The organism is Volucribacter amazonae (assembly GCF_029783845.1).
In the GTDB taxonomy this organism is placed as follows: Bacteria; Pseudomonadota; Gammaproteobacteria; order Enterobacterales; family Pasteurellaceae; genus Volucribacter; species Volucribacter amazonae.
This window is the reverse complement of sequence record NZ_LWID01000001.1, coordinates 963243-983283: the sequence shown is the minus strand read 5'-3', so window position 1 is coordinate 983283 and position 20041 is coordinate 963243. Positions and strand designations below refer to the sequence as shown.

The following is a 20041-nucleotide window of genomic DNA, read 5'->3' as shown; positions in this document are numbered from 1 at the left end:
TCCTTATAATTGAATACCCGAGAATGACATAAAGCCAAGAGCCATTAAGCCAGCGGAAATAAAGGTAATACCTAATCCTCTTAATCCTGCTGGAATATCCGCATATTTGAGTTTTTCGGTAATACCTGCTAATGCCACAATGGCTAACATCCAGCCCATACCTGCACCAATACCATAGACGATAGATTCGCTAAAGGTATATTCACGTTGAATAGCAAAAGATACGCCACCAAAAATCGCACAGTTTACGGCAATTAAAGGTAAGAAAATCCCTAATGCACTGTATAAGGCAGGAAAATACTTATCCAAAATCATTTCAAGAATTTGTACGATACCTGCGATAATGCCGATAAAGGTAATAAAGTTAAGGAAACTTAAATCTACCCCTTCCACTAAAGCACTGTCTTTTAAAATATGTTCATAGACAAATTGGTTAGCTGGCACAGAAATGGCAAGTACCACAACAACGGCAATACCTAAACCAAAGGCAGTTGAAATTTTCTTAGATACCGCAAGGAAAGTACACATTCCAAGGAAGAAAGAAAGTGCCATATTCTCAATGAATACTGCTTTGACAAATAGACTAATATAATGCTCCATCTTATTTCTCCACTTGTTCAGGTTTCCAAGTTCTTAATCCCCAAATTAAGAAACCAATAATAAAGAAAGCACTTGGTGCAAGTAGGAATAAACCATTGGCTTGATACCAACCACCATCTTGGATAGTTTGTAATACAGGGTAACCTAATAAACGACCAGAACCTATTAACTCCCGTAAAGTCCCCACGATAACAAGGATTACACCATAACCTAAACCGTTACCAATTCCGTCCACAAAACTTTCTATTGGTCCAGATTTCATCGCATAGGCTTCTGCACGCCCCATTACGATACAGTTAGTAATAATCAATCCCACGAAAACCGAAAGTTGTTTGGACAAACCATAAGCATAAGCACGTAAAATTTGGTCAACCACAATTACTAAGGAAGCAATAATAGCAAGTTGCACAATCATACGAATACTATTTGGTATGTAATTTCGTACTAATGCAATAAAGAAACTGGATAAACCTGTTACTAAACTTACAGCAAGTGCCATTACAATCGCTGTTTCAAGTTTTGTTGTTACTGCTAATGCAGAACATACCCCAAGGATTTGCAACGCAATAGGGTTATTTTTCACCACAGGTGAAAATAAAAGATGTTTTAAATTATCTTTTTTCTCTGCCATTTTAGTTCGCTCCTGCTTTAAATTTTGCTAAGAATGGACCAAACCCATTTTGACTAAACCAATAATCAAATGAACCTTGTACACCATTAGTGGTTAAAGTTGCACCTGATAATCCATCAACACCATGCACCGCATCTGTAGAAGTACCTTTATAAATTTTTAATGCCACATTGTCATTATTATCATAAAGTTTTTTACCAACAAATTGTGCTTGCCATCTTGGATTAGCAATTTCGCCACCAAGACCTGCGGTTTCACCTTGGTCATAATAAGTAATGCCTTTTAAGGTATTACCATCTGGCTCAACGGCTACAAAACCATACATAACAGACCATAATCCACGACCATACATAGGTAAAACCACTTGTGTTACTTTCCCTTCAGCATCTTTAACCAAATAAACCTTGGCTAAATTTGCTCGTACACGAATGCCTGCTTTATCTTTTTCTGGGGCTATTGCTTGGCTTTGAGCATTGTCTTTAATTGCCTCTTTAGGATCAAAACGCTCAATTTGTTCTTCGCTAGCTTGAACATAATCCCCTGTATCAAGATCCACTAAGCGAGGCTCAATGAATTTACGATATGTTTCAGTAATTTGAGCTGGACTATCATTTTCATTGGCTAAACCTGCCACGCTAAGAATATTACGTTGCACATCAAGTGCTTTTTGTTCATCTTGTGCAGGTTTTAGCAACACTGCTGAACCTGTAACAATAATAGAACAAACTAAACTAAGTAGTAGCACAACAAGTACTGTACCGCCTACGCTATCTTTATTAAATTTAGCCATTGCGTGCTCTCCGACGTTTAATATTTGCTTGAACAACAAGGTAGTCAAAAATTGGTGCGAACAAGTTGGCAAAGAGAATTGCTAACATCATTCCTTCTGGATAGGCGGGATTCACTGTACGAATTAATACCGCCATTGCACCAATCAAACCACCATACCACCATTTCCCTTTATTGGTAAAAGAGGCTGATACTGGGTCGGTAGCCATAAATAGCATACCAATGGCAAAGCCCCCTAACACTAAATGCCAATACCAAGGCATAGCAAACATAGGGTTGGTGTTTGAACCAATCAGGTTAAATAAACTTGAAGTTAAAATCATTCCAATCATTACCCCTGCGATAATTCGCCAAGAAGCAATACGGAAGAATACGATCATTGCCCCACCAATAATCAAAGCTAAGGTAGAAACTTCACCAATAGAACCTGGCATATTACCAATAAAAGCGTCCATCCAAGTTAGAGGTTGACCTGTAACCGTATTGGTTAAACCTGCTTGTCCTGCTTGCGACCATTGTGATAGAGCAGTTGCACCAGAAAAGCCATCAGCGGCAGTCCACACTAAATCGCCCGAGATTTGAGCAGGATAAGCAAAGAATAAAAATGCACGACCTGCCAAAGCAGGGTTCATAAAGTTTTTACCTACACCACCAAACACTTCTTTTGCTACAACCACACCGAAACTGATACCTAAGGCTGCTTGCCATAAAGGTAGGGTTGGCGGAACAATTAAAGCAAAAAGAATAGAGGTAACAAAGAATCCCTCGTTGATTTCGTGTTTACGTACCATGGCAAAGAGTACTTCCCAGAAACCACCCACTAAAAAGGCTACGAGATAAATTGGTAAAAAGAAAATTGCACCAAATGCCATTTTACTTAGCCAACCAGCCTCATTCGTCAAGGTAATCCCCAAGCTATCCGCTAAACCATAATGCCAGTTATTAGCAATCATTTCAGATAATGTACCAAGATGATTTGCCGCTAAAATCGCTTGTGCTCCAGCGTTATACATACCATAAAACATCGCTGGAAATAACGCTAACCAAACTAAGATCATCATTCGTTTGGAATCAAGAGCATCACGAATATGTGTATATTTTTTAGTTACTGTGCCGGGCGTATAGAAAATGGTATAAGCCGCCTCAAATAAGGCATACCACTTTTCATATTTACCGCCCTTATGAAAATGAGGCTCTAGTTTCTCAAAAAGATTTTTTAAACCCATTGTTAACCTTCCTTCTCAATCTTATCTAAGGCTTGACGTAAGATTGGACCGTACTCATATTTACCTGTGCAAACAAAAGTACAAAGTGCTAAATCTTCTTCATCTAATTCTAAACAGCCTAATGCTTGCGCACTGTCTGTATCGCCAGAAATTAAATCCCGTAATAATAAGGTTGGGATAATATCTAATGGCATTACGCGTTCATAATTACCAATTGGCACCATAGCACGCTCGCCACCATTCACTGCTGTGGTAAACTTGAACAATTTATTTTTCAAGAAATGCCCAACGGTTGTACGAGTAATGGAATATTTATCCGCACCCGGTGTAATCCAACCTAAAAACTCTTTTTCATAGCCTTCAAGTAACGCAGATACTTGTAAATGATAACGCCCTAAATAATCATGTGGTCCTTTTGCTGTATTACCATGTAATACCGAACCAGATACTACTCGATTATCACCGTCTAATAATTCATTTGCCGTTAGCTGAGTTAAATTTGCCCCAATTTGCGTCCGCACTAAACGAGGATTTTTAACCTGAGGACCAGATAATGCCACCACACGATCAGTGACCAATTCGCCAGTAGTAAACAATTTACCTGCCGCAATCACATCTTGATAATTAATATGCCAAACGCTTTTATTCACGCTTACTGGATCAATAAAATGAATGTGAGTGCCGACTAAGCCCGCTGGGTGAACACCTGCAAATTCATGGATTTTGACATTATTTGCAGATACTACAGGAAGCTCAACGCCCGCCGCTTTACAAAGATGAATATCACCACGAATTAAACGACTTAATACAGTTACCCCATCAACAAATGCCTGTTTATCCGCATTAACTACCACCACAGGATCAGCGGATAATGGGTTAGTATCCATCGCATTAATAAATAACGAGGACGGTACTGCATCTAAAGCAGGAATTTTACTAAATGGACGTGTTCTCAAGGTTGTCCATAAACCCGATTCCACTAAATTTTGTTTTACTTGCTCAGCGTCTAAAGAAGCAAGTTTAGCTGACTCATAAGCGGTAAAACGAATTTGCTCATCGCCTTCAATACGGATAACTACTGACTGTAATACCCGTTTTTCCCCACGATTAATGGCAACAACCGTTCCACTAGCAGGTGCAGTAAATACAACACCAGGATTCTTTTTATCTTCAAAAAGCACCTGACCTTTTTTTACCACATCACCTTCACGCACCTTCATAGAAGGGCGCATACCCACATATTCTTCGCCAAGCAAAGCAACTTCATTAACGCGATTACCGTTATGGATTACTTGCTCTGGTTTTCCTGCAATCGGAAGATCCAAGCCTTTTTTGATTGTAATCATATTGTTTGCACTACTTTCGGTTAGATTGAAAATATAGCTATAACTGAACTAGCCAGTTATAACCTCGTCTTGAGTAAGGGCTTTTATGACAGAAAAATACATTAATTACGAAATAATACGCATTAACAACAATCTGTACTCCAACCACTAAGAATAAAACTCAAATTCTGTATTTCGCTATTTAGGGGATAAAATTGACATTAAAACCAAATAGCTAAAAAATTCATTTAAAAATAAAGCGACTTATTTTAGCGAAAGAATAAGCATCTTGCCACTTTCAAGCCAGCTTTTCCTGAAAAAAAATCTATTTTTTTGAAGTACATCAAAAATCGTTTTTCTTTCAACGAATAAAAATACCTCTAAAAAGGTAGTTATTGACCAATTCCCATACAATTAGGCGACAAAGGTGCTTGCTGATTTAACTTTTCCCATTCCGCTAAAGTATATAAATGTAAAGCTAACGCATGAATCCCATTTTGTAATTCTGATGCAAAAAGCTGATAAATTTGCTGATGACGAGCAACTTTGCTTACACCTAAAAAATCATCGGTAACTAACACAATACGAAAATGTGAATTTGCCCCTTTACCTGAACTGTGCATATGACTTTCATTGTTTATTTGTAAAAAGTGCGGTGTAAATTGCGTATAAATTTTATCGGTTAATTGCTGTTCCACCTTGACCTCTCTCTTGTAAAATAAAAGAAGAAATTATATATTCTACCCAATATTATCAAAAGTTTTATTTCTTTTTTGGAGTTTTCATCTATGATAAAAACCACGAAATCCCTTGCACTTACCGCGTTATTCATTGCAAGCCTAGGTTTAAGTGCTTGCCAAAACCAAACCAGCACAACATTGTACTTCACACCTATTGCACCAAACGTACAATTTAACATTGCAAACCAAGCACAAGCGACCTTAAATATTGTTGCACGAGATCTTCGCCCACAACCTGAAGTGGCAAGCTATGTAGAACAAGAAAAGGTTATCAAACTTACTTCATCACCAAGTGTAACCCAACTATTTCAACAAATCCTACAACAGGATCTAAATAGCAAAGGTTTTCGCATTACCCCACCAGCCCAATCCAATACTAATGTGATTGTGAATGTCAAAGAATTTTACGCAAATGTAGAACAAGGTAATTTACGTTACAAAATTACCAGCAAAATCCAACTTGAAATCCAAATACAAGGAGCAAAAGGACAATTTAACAAAACAATGACCGCTTCTCGTACTCAAGAAGGTGTGTTTTCCGCCAAAAACAACGAAATTCAAAATGTGCTTACCGCAACATTAAACGAAATCACACAAAATATTTATCAAGATCAAGAAATTAGCCAAGCTATTCAGCAGTATTCTCGTTAACTTTATAAAAAAGTGCGGTCTAATTTATATCTATTTTAAGTTAAAATAAGGCATAGCAGAAATTTTTTCTGTTATGCCTTTATTTATTGTTATTGCTGAGTGTTAATCAATTTTAGCTTGAGTAGGTTCAGCATAAACATGGCTAATGGCACTATGATGTCCCGCCATTCCTTTGCCATGGAAATAATAGCGGGATTCTTGCCATTGTTTTATCTCAAAAGTGGATAGAGGCTGTTCGCTTGCTTGGGCGAGGGTCATCTCTGCTTTGGTATGCTCAATGGCAGAAATTGTACCTAAACGCCCAGTAAAGACATAATCACGTTGAAATTCAGTTGTTTCTGTGGTCTGAATTGGCTTTTGATTTGTCTGTTCCTGTTGTAGTTCACTGAGTGAGTGTTCACTTAGCAGTTGTGCTGTGCTAGGCGTTTGTTGCTCTAACTTTTCTAATGATCCTTGGATTTTCTTTTCTACGGATTCATTAGCGGGTTGTGTAACAAAAGCATTGAATGGCTGTGAGTGCTCTGATTGTGTCGGTAACCAAGTTGTCGCAGGTACACTTAAGTCAGCATTTTTATTTTGCTGCTCTTGGTGTTGTAGCAATTCATCTACTGACATGAAATTCGTCTGCGCGGTGTTGTTTATATTTGGTTGGTTTACCCAAACTTTGCCACTAGCTAATTCAGGAGAAGCCACAGCCAAGAATAATGGCATAGGGGCTTTTTCTGTTTGGTTATTACGATAACGACGTTGGTTGTTGATACGCAAATGGCGAGGCATACGGCGTGTACGGCGCTCTTTATCATGATTTTCTGTTTCATTTACAGAATTATCCACTTCGTTATTTGAGTTTATATTTGTCAATGACGTATTGCTGTTTAAATCAGGTAAAGAATCTTCACTTGAAGTCATTGACGATTTTTCATTGTGGGTAACCACAGGTTGCTCTTGAGTTGCGATAGGTGTTGCATTATTTTCTTCAATAGGGTTATTGTCAATACGCACTTTTTTACGCAATTCACGACGAGGACGGCGAGCCATAATTTGCTCTTCTGTACTATGTTCCTCTTTTACTACATTTGGCACCACATTTGGTGTTTCTGTTGTAACCTCGTTAGAGCTATTTCCTTTGCGATTGTTGCGCTTATTATTCCGCTCAAGTTTATTGCGATTATCGGTTTTTTCATTAGCAGTACGATTATCTTCATTACGATTGCGTTCAACATTTTCATTGCGGTTACGACTGCGATTAGTTGTTCGACGATCGTTGCGACGATTGTTACGATTACTGGTTTGTTTTTTCTGCCCTTGAGCTTGTTCATCAGTAAATAAGCCTTTTAATGCTTGTAATAAGCGTGTAAGCAATGATGGTTTATTAACCTTTTTAGCTTTGTTTGTTGGGGTTGGGGCAGGAGAGGAAATCGTTAGCGATACTGCTGCATTTTCAGCAATAGTTTCGGTGGTAACAGCAGGTTCACTAGAACGAGAAATTAAACATTCTTCCGCTGAATAATGTTCATCATTATTATCATAAAGTTTAGCAAGGTTATAACTTAATACACTAATATCTTCGCCATCTCTAACGCGATAAACATTGAAGTGTGGTGTTTCCATTGCTTCATTTGGTACAACAATGACATCAACATCATGACGACGTTCTATATCACGAACGGCTTTTCGTTTTTCATTGAGCAAATAAGAAGCAATTTCTACTGGAACAATGGTGCGTACTTGCTTAGTATTTTCTTTTAACGCCTCTTCTTCAAGTAAACGTAAAATAGATAAGGATAAAGATTCATTATCACGAATTTTGCCTGTTCCTTGACAACGAGGGCAAACATGATGTGAAGATTCGCCTAATGATGGGCTAAGGCGTTGGCGAGACATTTCTAATAAGCCAAAGCGAGAAATACGACTAATTTGGATTCTCGCCCGATCCTGACGTACTGCATCACGAATACGATTTTCTACTTCTCGTTGATGACGGACGGGGGTCATATCAATAAAATCAATAACAATTAATCCGCCTAAATCTCGTAAACGTAATTGACGGGCTATTTCATCAGCCGCTTCAAGATTGGTATTCAGTGCTGTTTCCTCTATATCTACCCCTCGGGTTGAACGCGCCGAGTTAATGTCAATCGCTGTTAATGCTTCGGTAACATCAATGACAATAGAACCACCAGAAGGCAAACGTACTTCACGTTGGAAAGCAGATTCAATTTGAGATTCAATTTGATAATGACTAAATAAAGGTGCTTCGCCTTGATATAATTTTACTCGGTTAATAAAGTCGGGGCGCACAAGTTTAATATGTGCTTTGGCTTTTTCGTAAACTTTCGGGCTATCAATTAAGATTTCGCCAATATCTCGACGTAAATAATCACGAATAGCACGGACGATCACATCACTTTCTTGATGGATTAAAAAAGGAGCAGGACGGCTTTCTGAGGCTTGTTTAATGGCTTCCCAATGATGTAATAAAACTTTTAAATCCCATTGTAGTTCTTCAGGTGATTTTCCTACCCCAGCGGTACGCACAATCAAACCAACGCCTTCTGGTACATCTAAATAGCTTAAAGCCTCTTTTAGTTCCAAACGTTCATCGCCTTCAATTCGGCGAGAAATTCCACCAGCTCGAGGGTTATTTGGCATAATCACTAAATAACTGCCGGCTAAAGAAATAAAGGTAGTTAAAGCTGCACCTTTATTACCTCTTTCTTCCTTATTTACCTGAACGATTAATTCTTGTCCCTCGGATAAAATATCACGAATATTAGGACGACCTTGATAAACATAACCTTCAGGAAAATACTCACGAGCAATTTCTTTTAAAGGTAGAAAACCATGGCGTTCTGCACCATAATCCACAAAAGCCGCTTCTAGGCTTGGTTCAATACGTGTAATTTTCCCTTTGTAGATGTTGGCTTTTTTTTGTTCATGTCCTGGACTTTCAATATCTAGGTCAAATAAGCGTTGTCCATCAACGAGAGCAACGCGCAACTCTTCTTTTTGAGTTGCATTAATTAACATTCTTTTCATTATAAATTCTCATTATTATCTAAAAATAAACCGAATTATAACCGCACTTTCTTCGCTATCGACCTCGTGTCTGTCGCTATGCCAATCTCTCGACTGTCAGTTGCTGGGTGCATTGATAGCCTATTAAAACAAATCTATTAACATATAAACTAGTTGTTTTAATAAACAAAATCTGGTTTTATTGCTTTTGCAAGAATGACGTTACATTTATTCGGCAGTAAAAATAAAATTATTTAGACGTCTTACGCCGACACTGCGTCCAAAATCAGCCATATAGGCTACTAATTGTGCAATATTTTTTAGTTAATTTCTAAAAAATGCTTGTTATTATCACACTTATTTACCTGATTTGGCAAGGTAAGTTTTTAAAAGATACTACTCGCAATTTGACGTTAAACATTTTATAATAACCCCCTTTTCTTTGTTCTTTAAAATCTGGTGGAATTATGAATCCAATGTTAAATATCGCTATTCGTGCGGCACGAAAAGCAGGCAATATTATTGCCAAAGGTTATGAGCGTCGTGATGAAATTAAAACAACGCAAAAAATGGCAAATGATTATGTTACTAATATTGATAATGCAGCTGAACAAGCCATTATTGAGATTATTCAGAAATCTTATCCTGAACATACTATTATCGGTGAAGAGTCTGGTGCTATTGAAGGTAAACAAGCTGATGTTCAATGGATCATTGATCCACTAGATGGTACAACCAACTTCATTAATGGTTTTCCACATTTCTCTGTTTCTATTGCTATCCGAGTTAAAGGGCGTACGGAAGTCGGCGTTGTGTATGATCCAATTTGTAATGAATTATTTACTGCGATACGAGGCGAAGGGGCAAAACTCAATGATAGTCGCTTACGTATTGACAGTAAAACTGAATTGCAAGGCGCTATTCTTGCTACAGGTTTCCCGTTTAAACAAAGTAAATATATGCCAATGCATTTTGCGATGCTTAAAGATTTAATTGATTATTGTGCGGATTTTCGCCGTACGGGTTCTGCTGCATTAGATTTGTGTTATACCGCAGCGGGACGTGTTGATGGTTTTTTTGAGATAGGTTTAAAGCCTTGGGATTGTGCCGCAGGCGAGCTTATTGTGCGTGAAGCTGGCGGTTTAGTCTGTGATTATTTGGGATCGCCAAATTATTTGACCAATGGGCATATTGTGGCAGGATCGGCTCGCATCGTGAAAAGTATTCTTACTAAAATTCAACCTTATACCAGCGAGTTAAAAGGTTAAGAAATAGTAAACAGCTTAATCAATGTATGATTTTTAGGTATAAAATTATTCGTGGCTATTAACCACGAATAATTGTTGTTTTATTTCGTTCTTAATCTATTCCAGTATTTTTCATAAATATCAATAGCATCTCCTACGTCAGCTTGCAAAATGCCTTTTTTTACTTCTTGCTCAGGCGGGAATAAAATCGGATTATTAGCATCTTCTTCGCTGAGTAGAGCTTTAACGCCTTCATTTGGCATAGAAAAACCCATGGTATCAATAACTACTTTGGCATTTTCTGGACGTAACATAAAATCAATAAATTTATACGCCTGTTCTACGTTTTTGGCATTAACAGGGATAGCATAATTGTCCATCCAAAAAATAGCGCCTTCTTTTGGATAAATAAATTTAAAATTAGGATTTTCTTTGGTTGCACGATAAGCAGAGCCATTCCAAACCATACCAAAATCAACCTCGCCTTGTAAATAAGGTACTTCTGGAGAATCTGAATTAAAAGCCAAAACATTTGGTATCAGTGTTTTTAAACGTTCATAAGCGGATTTTATTTCTTTTTCATTGGTAGTATTGGGAGAATTGCCATCAAGTAACAAGGCAAAATGAAAGACTTCTCGAGAATCGTTGGTTAATAAGAGACGCCCTTTGTATTCAGGTTTCCATAAATCAGCCCAACTGGTAATTTTCGTTGGATCAATAGCGGCACTATTAACTCCTAATCCAGTTAAACCATAAATATAAGGTAGTGAATAGTGATTGTCAGGATCAAAGTCTTTGTTTAATAGACTTGGGGTAATTTGCTTAATATTTTGTAATTTACTGTGATCAATTTTTTGTAACATACCCTCTTTTGCCATTTTTCCGACGTAATAGCTTGAAGGGAAGACTAAGTCGTAACTGCCACCTGTTAATTTAAGTTTTGAATACATTTCTTCGTTACTTTCAAAGGTTGAGTAAATGACCTCAATACCTGTTTCACGTGTGAATTCATTAAGTAGGCTAGTGGGAATATATTCTGTCCAGTTATAAACATAAAGTTTTTGATTGGCAAAGCTAGAACAGCTAAATAGCGTTAAGGCAGTGATGGATAAGGTTTTAACAATTCTGGCGAGTAATGCTTTCAATTTTCAAGTCCTCCTAAGCTCTAGTACCGATAAGAGCGGTTAATTTTGAGTGAGAATTTAAATAAGCAAAGTAGCTTATTTGTTCGCTTATATAACCGTTCTACTTTGAAATAATCCAATTTGGCTTGCTTTGTTTTATTTCACATTAAAACGATTATAGTTGATTGAGTATATCAAAGTTAATGAGGTAAAACTATGTGGATTTTCGTAGATTTTGGATTTATAGTCGCCTCACTTCAAAATAATGCAGTGTTGGCTCGTCTCGCTGTACTCTTTGTACTGTTTTCTACTGCCTTACCTTTATTTCAAGTTGAAATGATGATGTATTTGTTTTGATTAAATAAATGTATAGCCGTTCAGTGGGATTAAGCCAAAGGAAGTAGCTTGTATGGTTATTAGTTAAAATTTTTTTCGCATCTCTTGAAGAAAAATTTGTTGTTACAAGATACTGTTATAGCTTTGGCTATTTTCTCAATAGCAATGATGATTTATAATAACAAGAATTTTATGTCCATAATCCTTGAGGAGTAAATAATGAGCAAGCCAGTGTATAAACGAATTTTGCTGAAATTAAGCGGTGAAGCCTTACAGGGCGAGGAGGGATTTGGTATTGATCCTTCTATATTAGATCGTATGGCATTGGAAATTAAAGAATTAGTTGAATTGGGCGTTGAGGTTGGTGTAGTACTTGGCGGTGGTAATTTATTCCGTGGGGCTAAATTGGCAAAAGCAGGTATGAATCGAGTAGTTGGCGATCATATGGGAATGTTGGCGACCGTAATGAATGGTTTAGCTATGCGTGATTCTTTACATCGTGCGGATGTTAATGCAAAATTGATGTCAGCTTTTCAATTAAATGGTATTTGTGATACCTATAACTGGTCAGAAGCCATTAAAATGTTACGCGAAAAGCGCGTTGTGATTTTTTCAGCAGGAACAGGAAGCCCATTTTTTACCACTGATTCAGCGGCTTGTTTACGTGGTATTGAAATTGAGGCTGATGTGGTGTTAAAAGCGACTAAAGTTGATGGGGTCTATGATTGTGATCCTGTAAAAAATCCACAGGCTAAATTATATCAGCAATTATCTTATGCCGATGTCATTGAACGTGAGCTACAAGTCATGGATTTAGCGGCTTTTACTTTGGCAAGGGATCATGGTTTACCAATTAGAGTATTTAATATGAGTAAATCGGGTGCATTAAAACGCGTCGTATTGGGCGAAAATGAAGGCACTTTAATTTGTAATTAATCTAACATTAAATAAGGAAACAACGTGATTAACGAGATTAAAAAAGATACACAAGAGCGTATGGAAAAAAGCCTAGAAACCTTTAAAGGGCATATTGCAAAAATCCGTACAGGACGTGCTCAACCAAGTTTATTAGATGGTATTCAAGTGGATTATTATGGTGCGGCTACTCCATTACGTCAGTTAGCTAATGTGGTTGCAGAAGATGCTCGTACTTTAGCAGTAACGGTATTTGATCGTTCTTTAATTCAGACGGTAGAGAAAGCGATCTTAACTTCAGATTTAGGGTTAAATCCTTCTTCTGCGGGAACAACCATTCGTGTTCCGTTACCACCATTAACTGAAGAGCGTCGTCGTGATTTAATTAAAATTGTAAAAGGTGAAGGTGAACAAGGCAAAATTGCGATTCGTAATGTACGCCGTGATGCCAATGATAAAATTAAGGCATTGTTGAAAGATAAAGAAATCACTGAAGATGAAGAACGCAAAGCTCAAGATGAAATCCAAAAAATCACCGATCTTTATATTAAGAAAGTTGATGAGACTTTAGCGGATAAAGAAAAAGAATTAATGGATTTTTAATTTGTTATTATTTTCTATCAAGTAGGGACAATCATTGTTCCTGCTTTTTCTTTATGTTAGCCCTCAAGAGAAAAATGAAAAAAATCACTATTCTTGGTTCGACAGGATCTATCGGTAAAAGTACACTTTCTGTTATTGAACATAACCCTCAACAATATCAAGTTTTTGCTTTAGTGGGGGGAAAGAATGTTCCGTCAATGTTGCAACAATGTTTGCAATTTAAACCGCACTTTGTTGCTTTAGCCGATCCGCAAGCGGCGAAAATATTACAGCAACAATTAGTAGATTATCAATCTGCGACTAAAGTGTTAAGCGGTATGCAAGCAATTTGTGAGTTAGCCTCTCACCCTGAGGTAGATCAGGTTATGGCAGCGATTGTGGGGGCAGCGGGTTTATTGCCTACATTAGCTGCAATAAAAGCAGGGAAGCGAGTATTATTAGCCAATAAAGAAGCATTGGTTACCTGTGGTGGCTTATTTATGCAACAAGTCCGCCAACATAAAGCGGAGTTATTGCCAGTAGATAGTGAGCATAATGCCATTTTTCAGGCTTTACCTTTAGCTGCTCAACAACAGATTGGGTTTTGTCCTTTATCTGAATTAGGGATCAGTAACATTGTCCTTACAGGATCGGGAGGCCCATTTCGTCATAAGCCCCTAGCGGAATTTGCCGAAATTACACCAGCACAAGCAGTGGCACACCCAAATTGGTCAATGGGGCAAAAAATTTCCGTTGATTCTGCGACCATGATGAATAAAGGATTAGAATATATTGAAGCCCGTTGGTTGTTCAATGCAAGTGAAGATGAAATGGAAGTGATTATTCACCCACAATCTATTATCCATTCTATGGTACGTTATCTTGATGGCTCGGTACTTGCTCAAATGGGTAACCCTGATATGCGTACGCCAATTGCACATACTATGGCGTATCCACAGCGAATATATGCAGGCGTTGAACCTTTAGATTTTTATCAACTTGCGGGGTTGACTTTTATGCCACCAGATTATCAACGTTATCCTTGTTTGCGATTAGCTATAGAGGCATTTAAAGCGGGGCAATACGCCACTACAGCAATAAATGCGTCGAATGAAATTGCGGTGGCTGCGTTTTTAGCGGAGCAAATTAGATTTACCGATATTGCTCGAGTTAACCGATATGTGCTTGAAACTATTTCACCACAAAAAATTGATTGTATTGAACAGGTTATAGAGCTAGATCATCTTGCTCGTCAAATGGCACAACAATATATTTTAAGTTTTTCAGATTAAGCTGGCTTATGCTATAGTGTGCGAAATGTTGATTATTGATATGTGATTGACGAAAAAATAATACTTAACGAGTACTTAATGAAACAATTAGATCCTGATAATATTCCTCAACACGTTGCAATTATTATGGACGGTAATGGTCGTTGGGCGAAACAAAAAGGAAAAATGCGTATTTTTGGGCATAAAAATGCCGTAAATGCGGTACGCCAATCGGTGGGTTATGCCCTAAAAATGGGGATAAAGCATCTCACATTATATGCTTTTAGTCAGGAAAATTGGGGACGTCCTGAAACTGAAGTGAGTTCCTTGATGAATTTATTTATGCAAGCCTTAGACTTAGAAGTAGGGAAATTGCATAAAAATAATATCTGTCTAAAGATTTTAGGCGATGTTTCTCAGTTTAGTGAAAATTTACAAGAAAAAATTAAGAAAGCTGAAAAATTAACTGAAAATAACACCGCACTTATGCTAAATATTGCAGCGAATTATAGTGGTTGTTGGGATATTTTACAGGCAACGAAACAGCTTGCTAAACAAGTAAAACAAGGGCAGTTAGAGCCAGAACACATTGATCAACAGCATTTTCAACAAGTGTTGGTTACCCAAGATCAACCACCAGTGGATCTCTTGATTCGTACTAGTGGTGAACAACGCATTAGTAATTTTTTATTATGGCAAATTGCCTACGCAGAATTTTATTTTACCGATGTGCTTTGGCCTGATTTTGATCAACATATTTTTGAACAAGCATTAATCAGCTATCAACAGCGTCATCGCCGTTTTGGTGGTTGTGAATAATTCATAAGGAGATAGGCTTTTGCTGAAACAACGAATTTTATCTGCGATTGTACTTATTTTAGCAGTCTTTGCAGTATTATTTTATTTTTCCCCTTTTTACTTTTCTTTAGCTTTAGGGGCTGTTGTGGTCTTGGCTATTTGGGAATGGACGCAATTTCCCCAATTAAAACTTGTCGTGGCACGTTGGGTTATTACCGCTATTAGTGCAACATTCTTATTTCTTTGGCTTTATAGTGGTATAAATGATTTAGATGTGGGACGAGTCTTTGTTCAATCTAGTGAATTTTTGTTATTTATTTCCGTTATTTGGTGGTTTGTTGCCATTAGCTTGATTGCGCTTTATCCTCGTAGTATTGCAAATTGGGGGCGTACTATTGCAGCACAAATTTTGTTTGCTTTTGTCACATTAGTTCCTTTTTTTGTTGGCGTATTAAGTTTACGTTTAAGCCAATATACTTTAGATCCTTATCATGGCATCGTGCTTTTATTGTATGTTTTTGTTTTAGTGTGGGCGGCAGATTCTGGGGCTTATTTCGCAGGGCGTAAATTTGGTAAACATAAACTTGCCCCTAAAGTATCCCCGGGTAAAACTTGGCAAGGCGTATTGGGTGGATTAGCAACAGCGGCAATTTTTGCTTGGTTATTCTTACAATTTACCCAAATTAATGGGGCGATTCCGCTGAGTGAATTTATCTTATTATCAGTAGCAACTGTCGCTATTTCTATTGTAGGGGATTTAACTGAAAGTATGTTCAAACGTGAAGCTGGAATTAAAGACAGTAGCCAATTAATTCCGGGGCATGGTGGTATTCTTGATCGCATTGATAGCTTAACGGCGGCAGTGCCATTTTTCAGCTATTTTTACTTTTTTGTGTTATAGGATATAAACGATGTCATTTTTATGGTCTTTAGGTGCGTTTATTATTGTTATCGCTGTTTTAGTGGCGGTACACGAATATGGTCATTTTTGGGCAGCACGAAAGTGCGGTATAAAAGTTCAGCGTTTTTCTATTGGTTTCGGCAAAGTTATTTGGTCACGTAAAGATAAACAAGGCACAGAATTTGCTGTTTCTCTTATTCCGCTCGGCGGTTATGTAAAAATGCTTGATGAACGTAATGAAAGCGTACCAGAACAATTAAAATCACAAGCCTTTAATCATAAAACCGTAGCACAACGTGCTTTTGTTATTGCCGCTGGGCCACTAGCGAATTTTTTGTTTGCGATTTTTGCTTATTGGGTGATTTATTTAATTGGTATTCCCACGATAAAACCCGTTATAGAGCAAGTTCAACCACAATCTCTAGCAGCACAAGCAGATATCCGACCAGATAATCAAATTATGGCTATTGATGGTAGCAAAACTCCAGATTGGGAAACTGTTAATATGTTACTTGCCACTAAAATGGGTAGCCAGCAAGTTGCTATCTTATTGAAAGATATACAAACAGGCGTTGAAAAACAAAAAATAATAAATTTGGCGAATTGGCGTTTTGATCCTGATAAAGAAAGTGCTTTTTCTGCTTTAGGCATTGAACCTATGCGAACTAAAGTGAGTATGATCTTGTCTAATGTGATTGCAGGTTCGCCGGCTGACCAAGCGGGGTTAATGGTAGGGGATAATATTGTTGCAGTTGGGCAACAAAAGGTCGATTGGCAACAATTTGTGCAAAGGATACAAGATTCAAATGGGCAACCATTGCCAATTACCTTTGAGCGTCATGGTGATTATCATCAAATAGAGATTGTGCCAGAAAAAAATCAACAGCGTTGGTTTGTTGGTTTATCGCCAACGGTTGAACCGATTGCTGATGAATACCGTACCGAGCTAAAATATGGTATGCTTGAGTCTTTGCAAAAAGGGCTAGAAAAAACAATCCAATTATGTTGGATTACCATTAAAGTGATTGGTAAATTATTTACAGGCGATTTATCGTTAAATAATTTAAGTGGTCCAATATCTATTGCAAAAGGTGCGGGTATTTCTTCCGAAATCGGTTTTGTTTATTACCTCAGTTTTATGGCGCTCATTAGTGTAAATTTAGGTATTATGAACCTATTTCCACTCCCTGTTTTAGATGGTGGGCATTTAGTGTTTTTAGCGGCGGAAGCCATTCGTGGCAAGCCCTTATCCGCTCGTATGCAAGAAATTAGCTATCGTATAGGGGCAACCTTACTACTTATGCTAACATTTTTTGCAATATTTAATGATTTTTTACGTTTATAGTTTATTATAAACCGTTGATTTAATTACACAGGATCATTGTTACGATGAAAAAACTTCTTATTACTAGTTTACTGTTTGGTGCAACAGGATCTGCTTTAGCAGCACCTTTTGTAGTACAAGATATTCGTGTAGAGGGGGTACAGCCAAGTACAGAACGCAATATTATTGCTAGTTTACCTGTACGCGTTGGGCAACGTGCTACTGATAATGATATTGCCAATGTGGTTCGCACTATGTTTTTGCAAAATGCTTATGAAGATGTGCGGGCTTCTCGTGATGGCAATACATTAGTCATTTCAGTGGTGGAGCGCCCTGTTATTGCAGATATTGTTATTGAAGGCAATAAAGCAGTACCAACAGAGGCTTTAAAACAGAATTTAGAAGCTAATGGTATTGCTACAGGTGAAATTTTAAATAATGAGAAGTTAGCGGCATTTAGTCAAAGTTTAGAAGAACATTATCGTAGCGTTGGGCGTTATGATGCAAAAGTAGAAACGGTTATTAACCGTTTGCCCAATAATCGAGCAGAAGTAAAACTTGTTATCAAAGAAAATGATATTGCGATTTTAAAACAGATTACTTTCCATGGTAATGAACATTTTAGTGATAGCAAGTTATTAGAGCAAATTGAGTTACAACCTGATGCTTGGTGGAAGTTATGGGGTAATAAGTTTGAGCAACAAAAGTTTGAATTAGATCTTGAAACCTTACGTAATTTTTATCTCAATCAAGGTTATGCTAAGTTCCAAATTACCAGTACTGATGTACAAATTCAGCCGTCAGAAATTGTTGATGGTAAACAGAAAGATACGATGGTTGAAGTAACCATTAATATGAATGAAGGTGTACAATATCGGGTGATTGCTGCTCGTATTGTGGGCGATACAGCCGGTATGAGTACAGAACTATTACCAGCCTTACAACATATTGAAGTAGGTGAAATCTTCCGAGGTTCGGATATTAATACCGTAGAAGAGGCGATTAAAGCCAAATTAGGTGAGCGGGGTTATGCCACTGCCACTATTAATTTACACCCAGAATTTGATGATCAAAATCATACGGTAGCTTTAACCTTTGTGGTTGATGCTGGACGCAGTTATTCAGTACGTCGTATTCGCTTTGAAGGAAATGATGTCAGTGCCGACTCTACGTTACGTCAAGAAATGCGTCAGCAAGAAGGTACTTGGCTTTCCTCAAGTTTACTTGAATTAGGTAAAGTGCGGTTAGAACGCACAGGATTTTTTGAAACCGTTGATTATAAAACCGTCCCAGTAGAAGGTACTGATGATCAACTTGATGTGGTTTACAAAGTGAAAGAGCGTAATACGGGAAGTATTAACTTTGGTATTGGTTATGGTACAGAAAGTGGTTTAAGTTATCAGGCAAGTATTAAGCAGGATAACTTCCTCGGTATGGGATCTTCTGTCAGCCTGTCGGGTTCTCGGAATAAGTATGGTACTAGTATCAGTCTTGGTTATAATGAACCTTATTTTACTAAAGACGGTGTGAGTTTAGGCGGAAATGTTTTCTATGAAACCTATGATAACTCAGATAATGATACTATTGCCTCATATTCAAGAACTACTTACGGACTTAATGGTACCTTAGGTTTCCCGGTTAACGAAAATAACGCTTTCTATCTTGGTGCAGGCTATACCTATAACAAATTAAAAAATGTTTATCCTGAATATAATCGTTCTTTATATTTAGAATCTATGAATTTTGATAGTTGGAAATTTAAAGCCAGTGATTTTGATGTGTCATTTGGTTGGAATTATAACAGCTTAAATCGTGGTTATTTCCCAACCTCTGGGGTAAAAGCCACATTAGGTGGACGGGTTACCGCACCAGGCTCTGATAATAAATACTATAAATTAAACTTTGATGCCACAGGGTTTTATCCATTAAATCGTGATCATACTTGGGTATTATCGGGTAAAGTCGGTGCGAATTATGCTGACGGTTTTGGTGGTAAACGCTTACCATTCTATCAAAATTATACCGCTGGTGGCTTAGGTTCCTTGCGTGGTTTTGCTTATGGTGGTGTAGGACCGCAAGCGATTTATATGTCGCAATCTAGTGTTCAAAGTGGTAACTGTGGTGGTGTCAGTGTAGATAAAAGTTGTTATGATTATATTAACGGCGATGTGGTAGGCGGTAATGCCATGGCAACCGCCAGTGTAGAATTAATTTTCCCAACCCCATTTGTGGCGGATAAAAATCAACGTTCAGTAAGAACCTCCGTCTTTGTTGATGCCGCAAGTGTATGGAATACCCATTGGAAGAAGGATAAAGAGGGCTTGAGTACTAGCGTTACCACCGTAGATTATGGTGATCCAACACGAGTACGTGCATCCGCTGGCGTTGCCTTACAATGGCAATCACCAATCGGTCCATTGGTTTTCTCTTATGCTAAACCAATTAAAAAATATGATGGCGATGAAATTGAACAATTCCAGTTTAGTATCGGTGGTACATTCTAATTTAACAATTTTTGCCATATAATTTACATTTAAATTAACTGACAGGCTAAGTTATGGCT

At 37.6% G+C, this 20041-nt stretch carries 17 protein-coding genes; 9 read left to right on the top strand and 8 right to left on the bottom strand.

The genetic code is table 11. The features are described 5' to 3' along the window. Positions 1-3: 3 nt before the first annotated feature. The 6 genes from nqrE to A6A20_RS04800 form a co-directional block, all read right to left on the bottom strand. The gene (gene nqrE / locus A6A20_RS04825; protein WP_279572398.1) at positions 4-600 is read right to left on the bottom strand and encodes an NADH:ubiquinone reductase (Na(+)-transporting) subunit E; all 597 of its coding nucleotides are present in this window, start codon (positions 598-600) and stop codon (positions 4-6) included. Between the two features lies 1 nt (position 601). Continuing rightward, positions 602-1231 (bottom strand): NADH:ubiquinone reductase (Na(+)-transporting) subunit D, encoded by a 630-nt coding sequence (locus tag A6A20_RS04820; protein WP_279572397.1) that lies wholly within the window; start codon positions 1229-1231, stop codon positions 602-604. Position 1232: 1 nt separating this feature from the next. Beyond that, complete coding sequence (locus tag A6A20_RS04815; protein WP_279572396.1) at positions 1233-2021, bottom strand: Na(+)-translocating NADH-quinone reductase subunit C; 789 nt, start codon at positions 2019-2021, stop codon at positions 1233-1235. Further along, positions 2014-3246: an NADH:ubiquinone reductase (Na(+)-transporting) subunit B gene (locus A6A20_RS04810; RefSeq protein ID WP_279572395.1), complete on the bottom strand. Its 1233-nt coding sequence runs from the start codon at positions 3244-3246 to the stop codon at positions 2014-2016. The genes A6A20_RS04815 and A6A20_RS04810 overlap by 8 nt, the downstream gene beginning before the upstream one ends. A 2-nt stretch (positions 3247-3248) precedes the next feature. Beyond that, positions 3249-4592, bottom strand: coding sequence for a Na(+)-translocating NADH-quinone reductase subunit A (locus A6A20_RS04805; RefSeq protein WP_279572394.1), 1344 nt, complete (start codon positions 4590-4592; stop codon positions 3249-3251). A 371-nt stretch (positions 4593-4963) separates the two neighbouring features. Then, complete coding sequence (locus A6A20_RS04800) at positions 4964-5269, bottom strand: BolA family protein (RefSeq protein ID WP_279572393.1); 306 nt, start codon at positions 5267-5269, stop codon at positions 4964-4966. Positions 5270-5359: 90 nt separating this feature from the next. On the opposite strand from A6A20_RS04800, the gene A6A20_RS04795 reads away from it, so the two are divergent. Then, the gene (locus A6A20_RS04795) at positions 5360-5962 is read left to right on the top strand and encodes a YajG family lipoprotein (protein ID WP_279572392.1); all 603 of its coding nucleotides are present in this window, start codon (positions 5360-5362) and stop codon (positions 5960-5962) included. 102 nt (positions 5963-6064) lie between these two features. Here A6A20_RS04795 and rne read toward each other — a convergent pair whose 3' ends face one another. Continuing rightward, positions 6065-9001, bottom strand: coding sequence for a ribonuclease E (gene rne, locus A6A20_RS04790; RefSeq protein ID WP_279572391.1), 2937 nt, complete (start codon positions 8999-9001; stop codon positions 6065-6067). Positions 9002-9447: 446 nt separating this feature from the next. Here rne and suhB point away from each other — a divergent pair, with 446 nt between their 5' ends. After that, on the top strand, positions 9448-10248 hold the full coding sequence (suhB, locus tag A6A20_RS04785) for an inositol-1-monophosphatase (RefSeq protein WP_279572390.1): 801 nt from the start codon (positions 9448-9450) through the stop codon (positions 10246-10248). 80 nt (positions 10249-10328) lie between these two features. Here the strand turns inward: suhB and A6A20_RS04780 are convergent, their stop codons facing one another. Then, positions 10329-11372 carry an extracellular solute-binding protein gene (locus A6A20_RS04780; RefSeq protein WP_279572389.1) on the bottom strand — a complete coding sequence of 348 codons (1044 nt, stop codon included), beginning with the start codon at positions 11370-11372 and terminating at the stop codon, positions 10329-10331. A 534-nt stretch (positions 11373-11906) separates the two neighbouring features. Here A6A20_RS04780 and pyrH point away from each other — a divergent pair. From pyrH to bamA, 7 genes are all read left to right on the top strand, one after another. Continuing rightward, the gene (gene pyrH / locus A6A20_RS04775) at positions 11907-12623 is read left to right on the top strand and encodes a UMP kinase (RefSeq protein WP_279572388.1); all 717 of its coding nucleotides are present in this window, start codon (positions 11907-11909) and stop codon (positions 12621-12623) included. Positions 12624-12647: 24 nt separating this feature from the next. Further along, positions 12648-13205 (top strand): ribosome recycling factor, encoded by a 558-nt coding sequence (frr, locus tag A6A20_RS04770; protein WP_279572387.1) that lies wholly within the window; start codon positions 12648-12650, stop codon positions 13203-13205. 74 nt (positions 13206-13279) lie between these two features. Next, positions 13280-14476, top strand: a complete 1197-nt coding sequence (gene ispC, locus A6A20_RS04765) for a 1-deoxy-D-xylulose-5-phosphate reductoisomerase (RefSeq protein ID WP_279572386.1) — start codon at positions 13280-13282, stop codon at positions 14474-14476. Between the two features lie 78 nt (positions 14477-14554). Next, the gene (gene uppS, locus A6A20_RS04760) at positions 14555-15274 is read left to right on the top strand and encodes a polyprenyl diphosphate synthase (RefSeq protein ID WP_279572385.1); all 720 of its coding nucleotides are present in this window, start codon (positions 14555-14557) and stop codon (positions 15272-15274) included. Positions 15275-15293: 19 nt separating this feature from the next. After that, positions 15294-16154 (top strand): phosphatidate cytidylyltransferase, encoded by an 861-nt coding sequence (locus tag A6A20_RS04755; protein ID WP_279572384.1) that lies wholly within the window; start codon positions 15294-15296, stop codon positions 16152-16154. Positions 16155-16164: 10 nt separating this feature from the next. Then, a complete protein-coding gene (gene rseP / locus A6A20_RS04750; RefSeq protein ID WP_279572383.1) occupies positions 16165-17499 on the top strand; it encodes a sigma E protease regulator RseP in 1335 nt (444 codons plus the stop codon). 44 nt (positions 17500-17543) lie between these two features. Next, complete coding sequence (gene bamA, locus A6A20_RS04745; RefSeq protein WP_279572382.1) at positions 17544-19982, top strand: outer membrane protein assembly factor BamA; 2439 nt, start codon at positions 17544-17546, stop codon at positions 19980-19982. Positions 19983-20041: the final 59 nt, after the last annotated feature.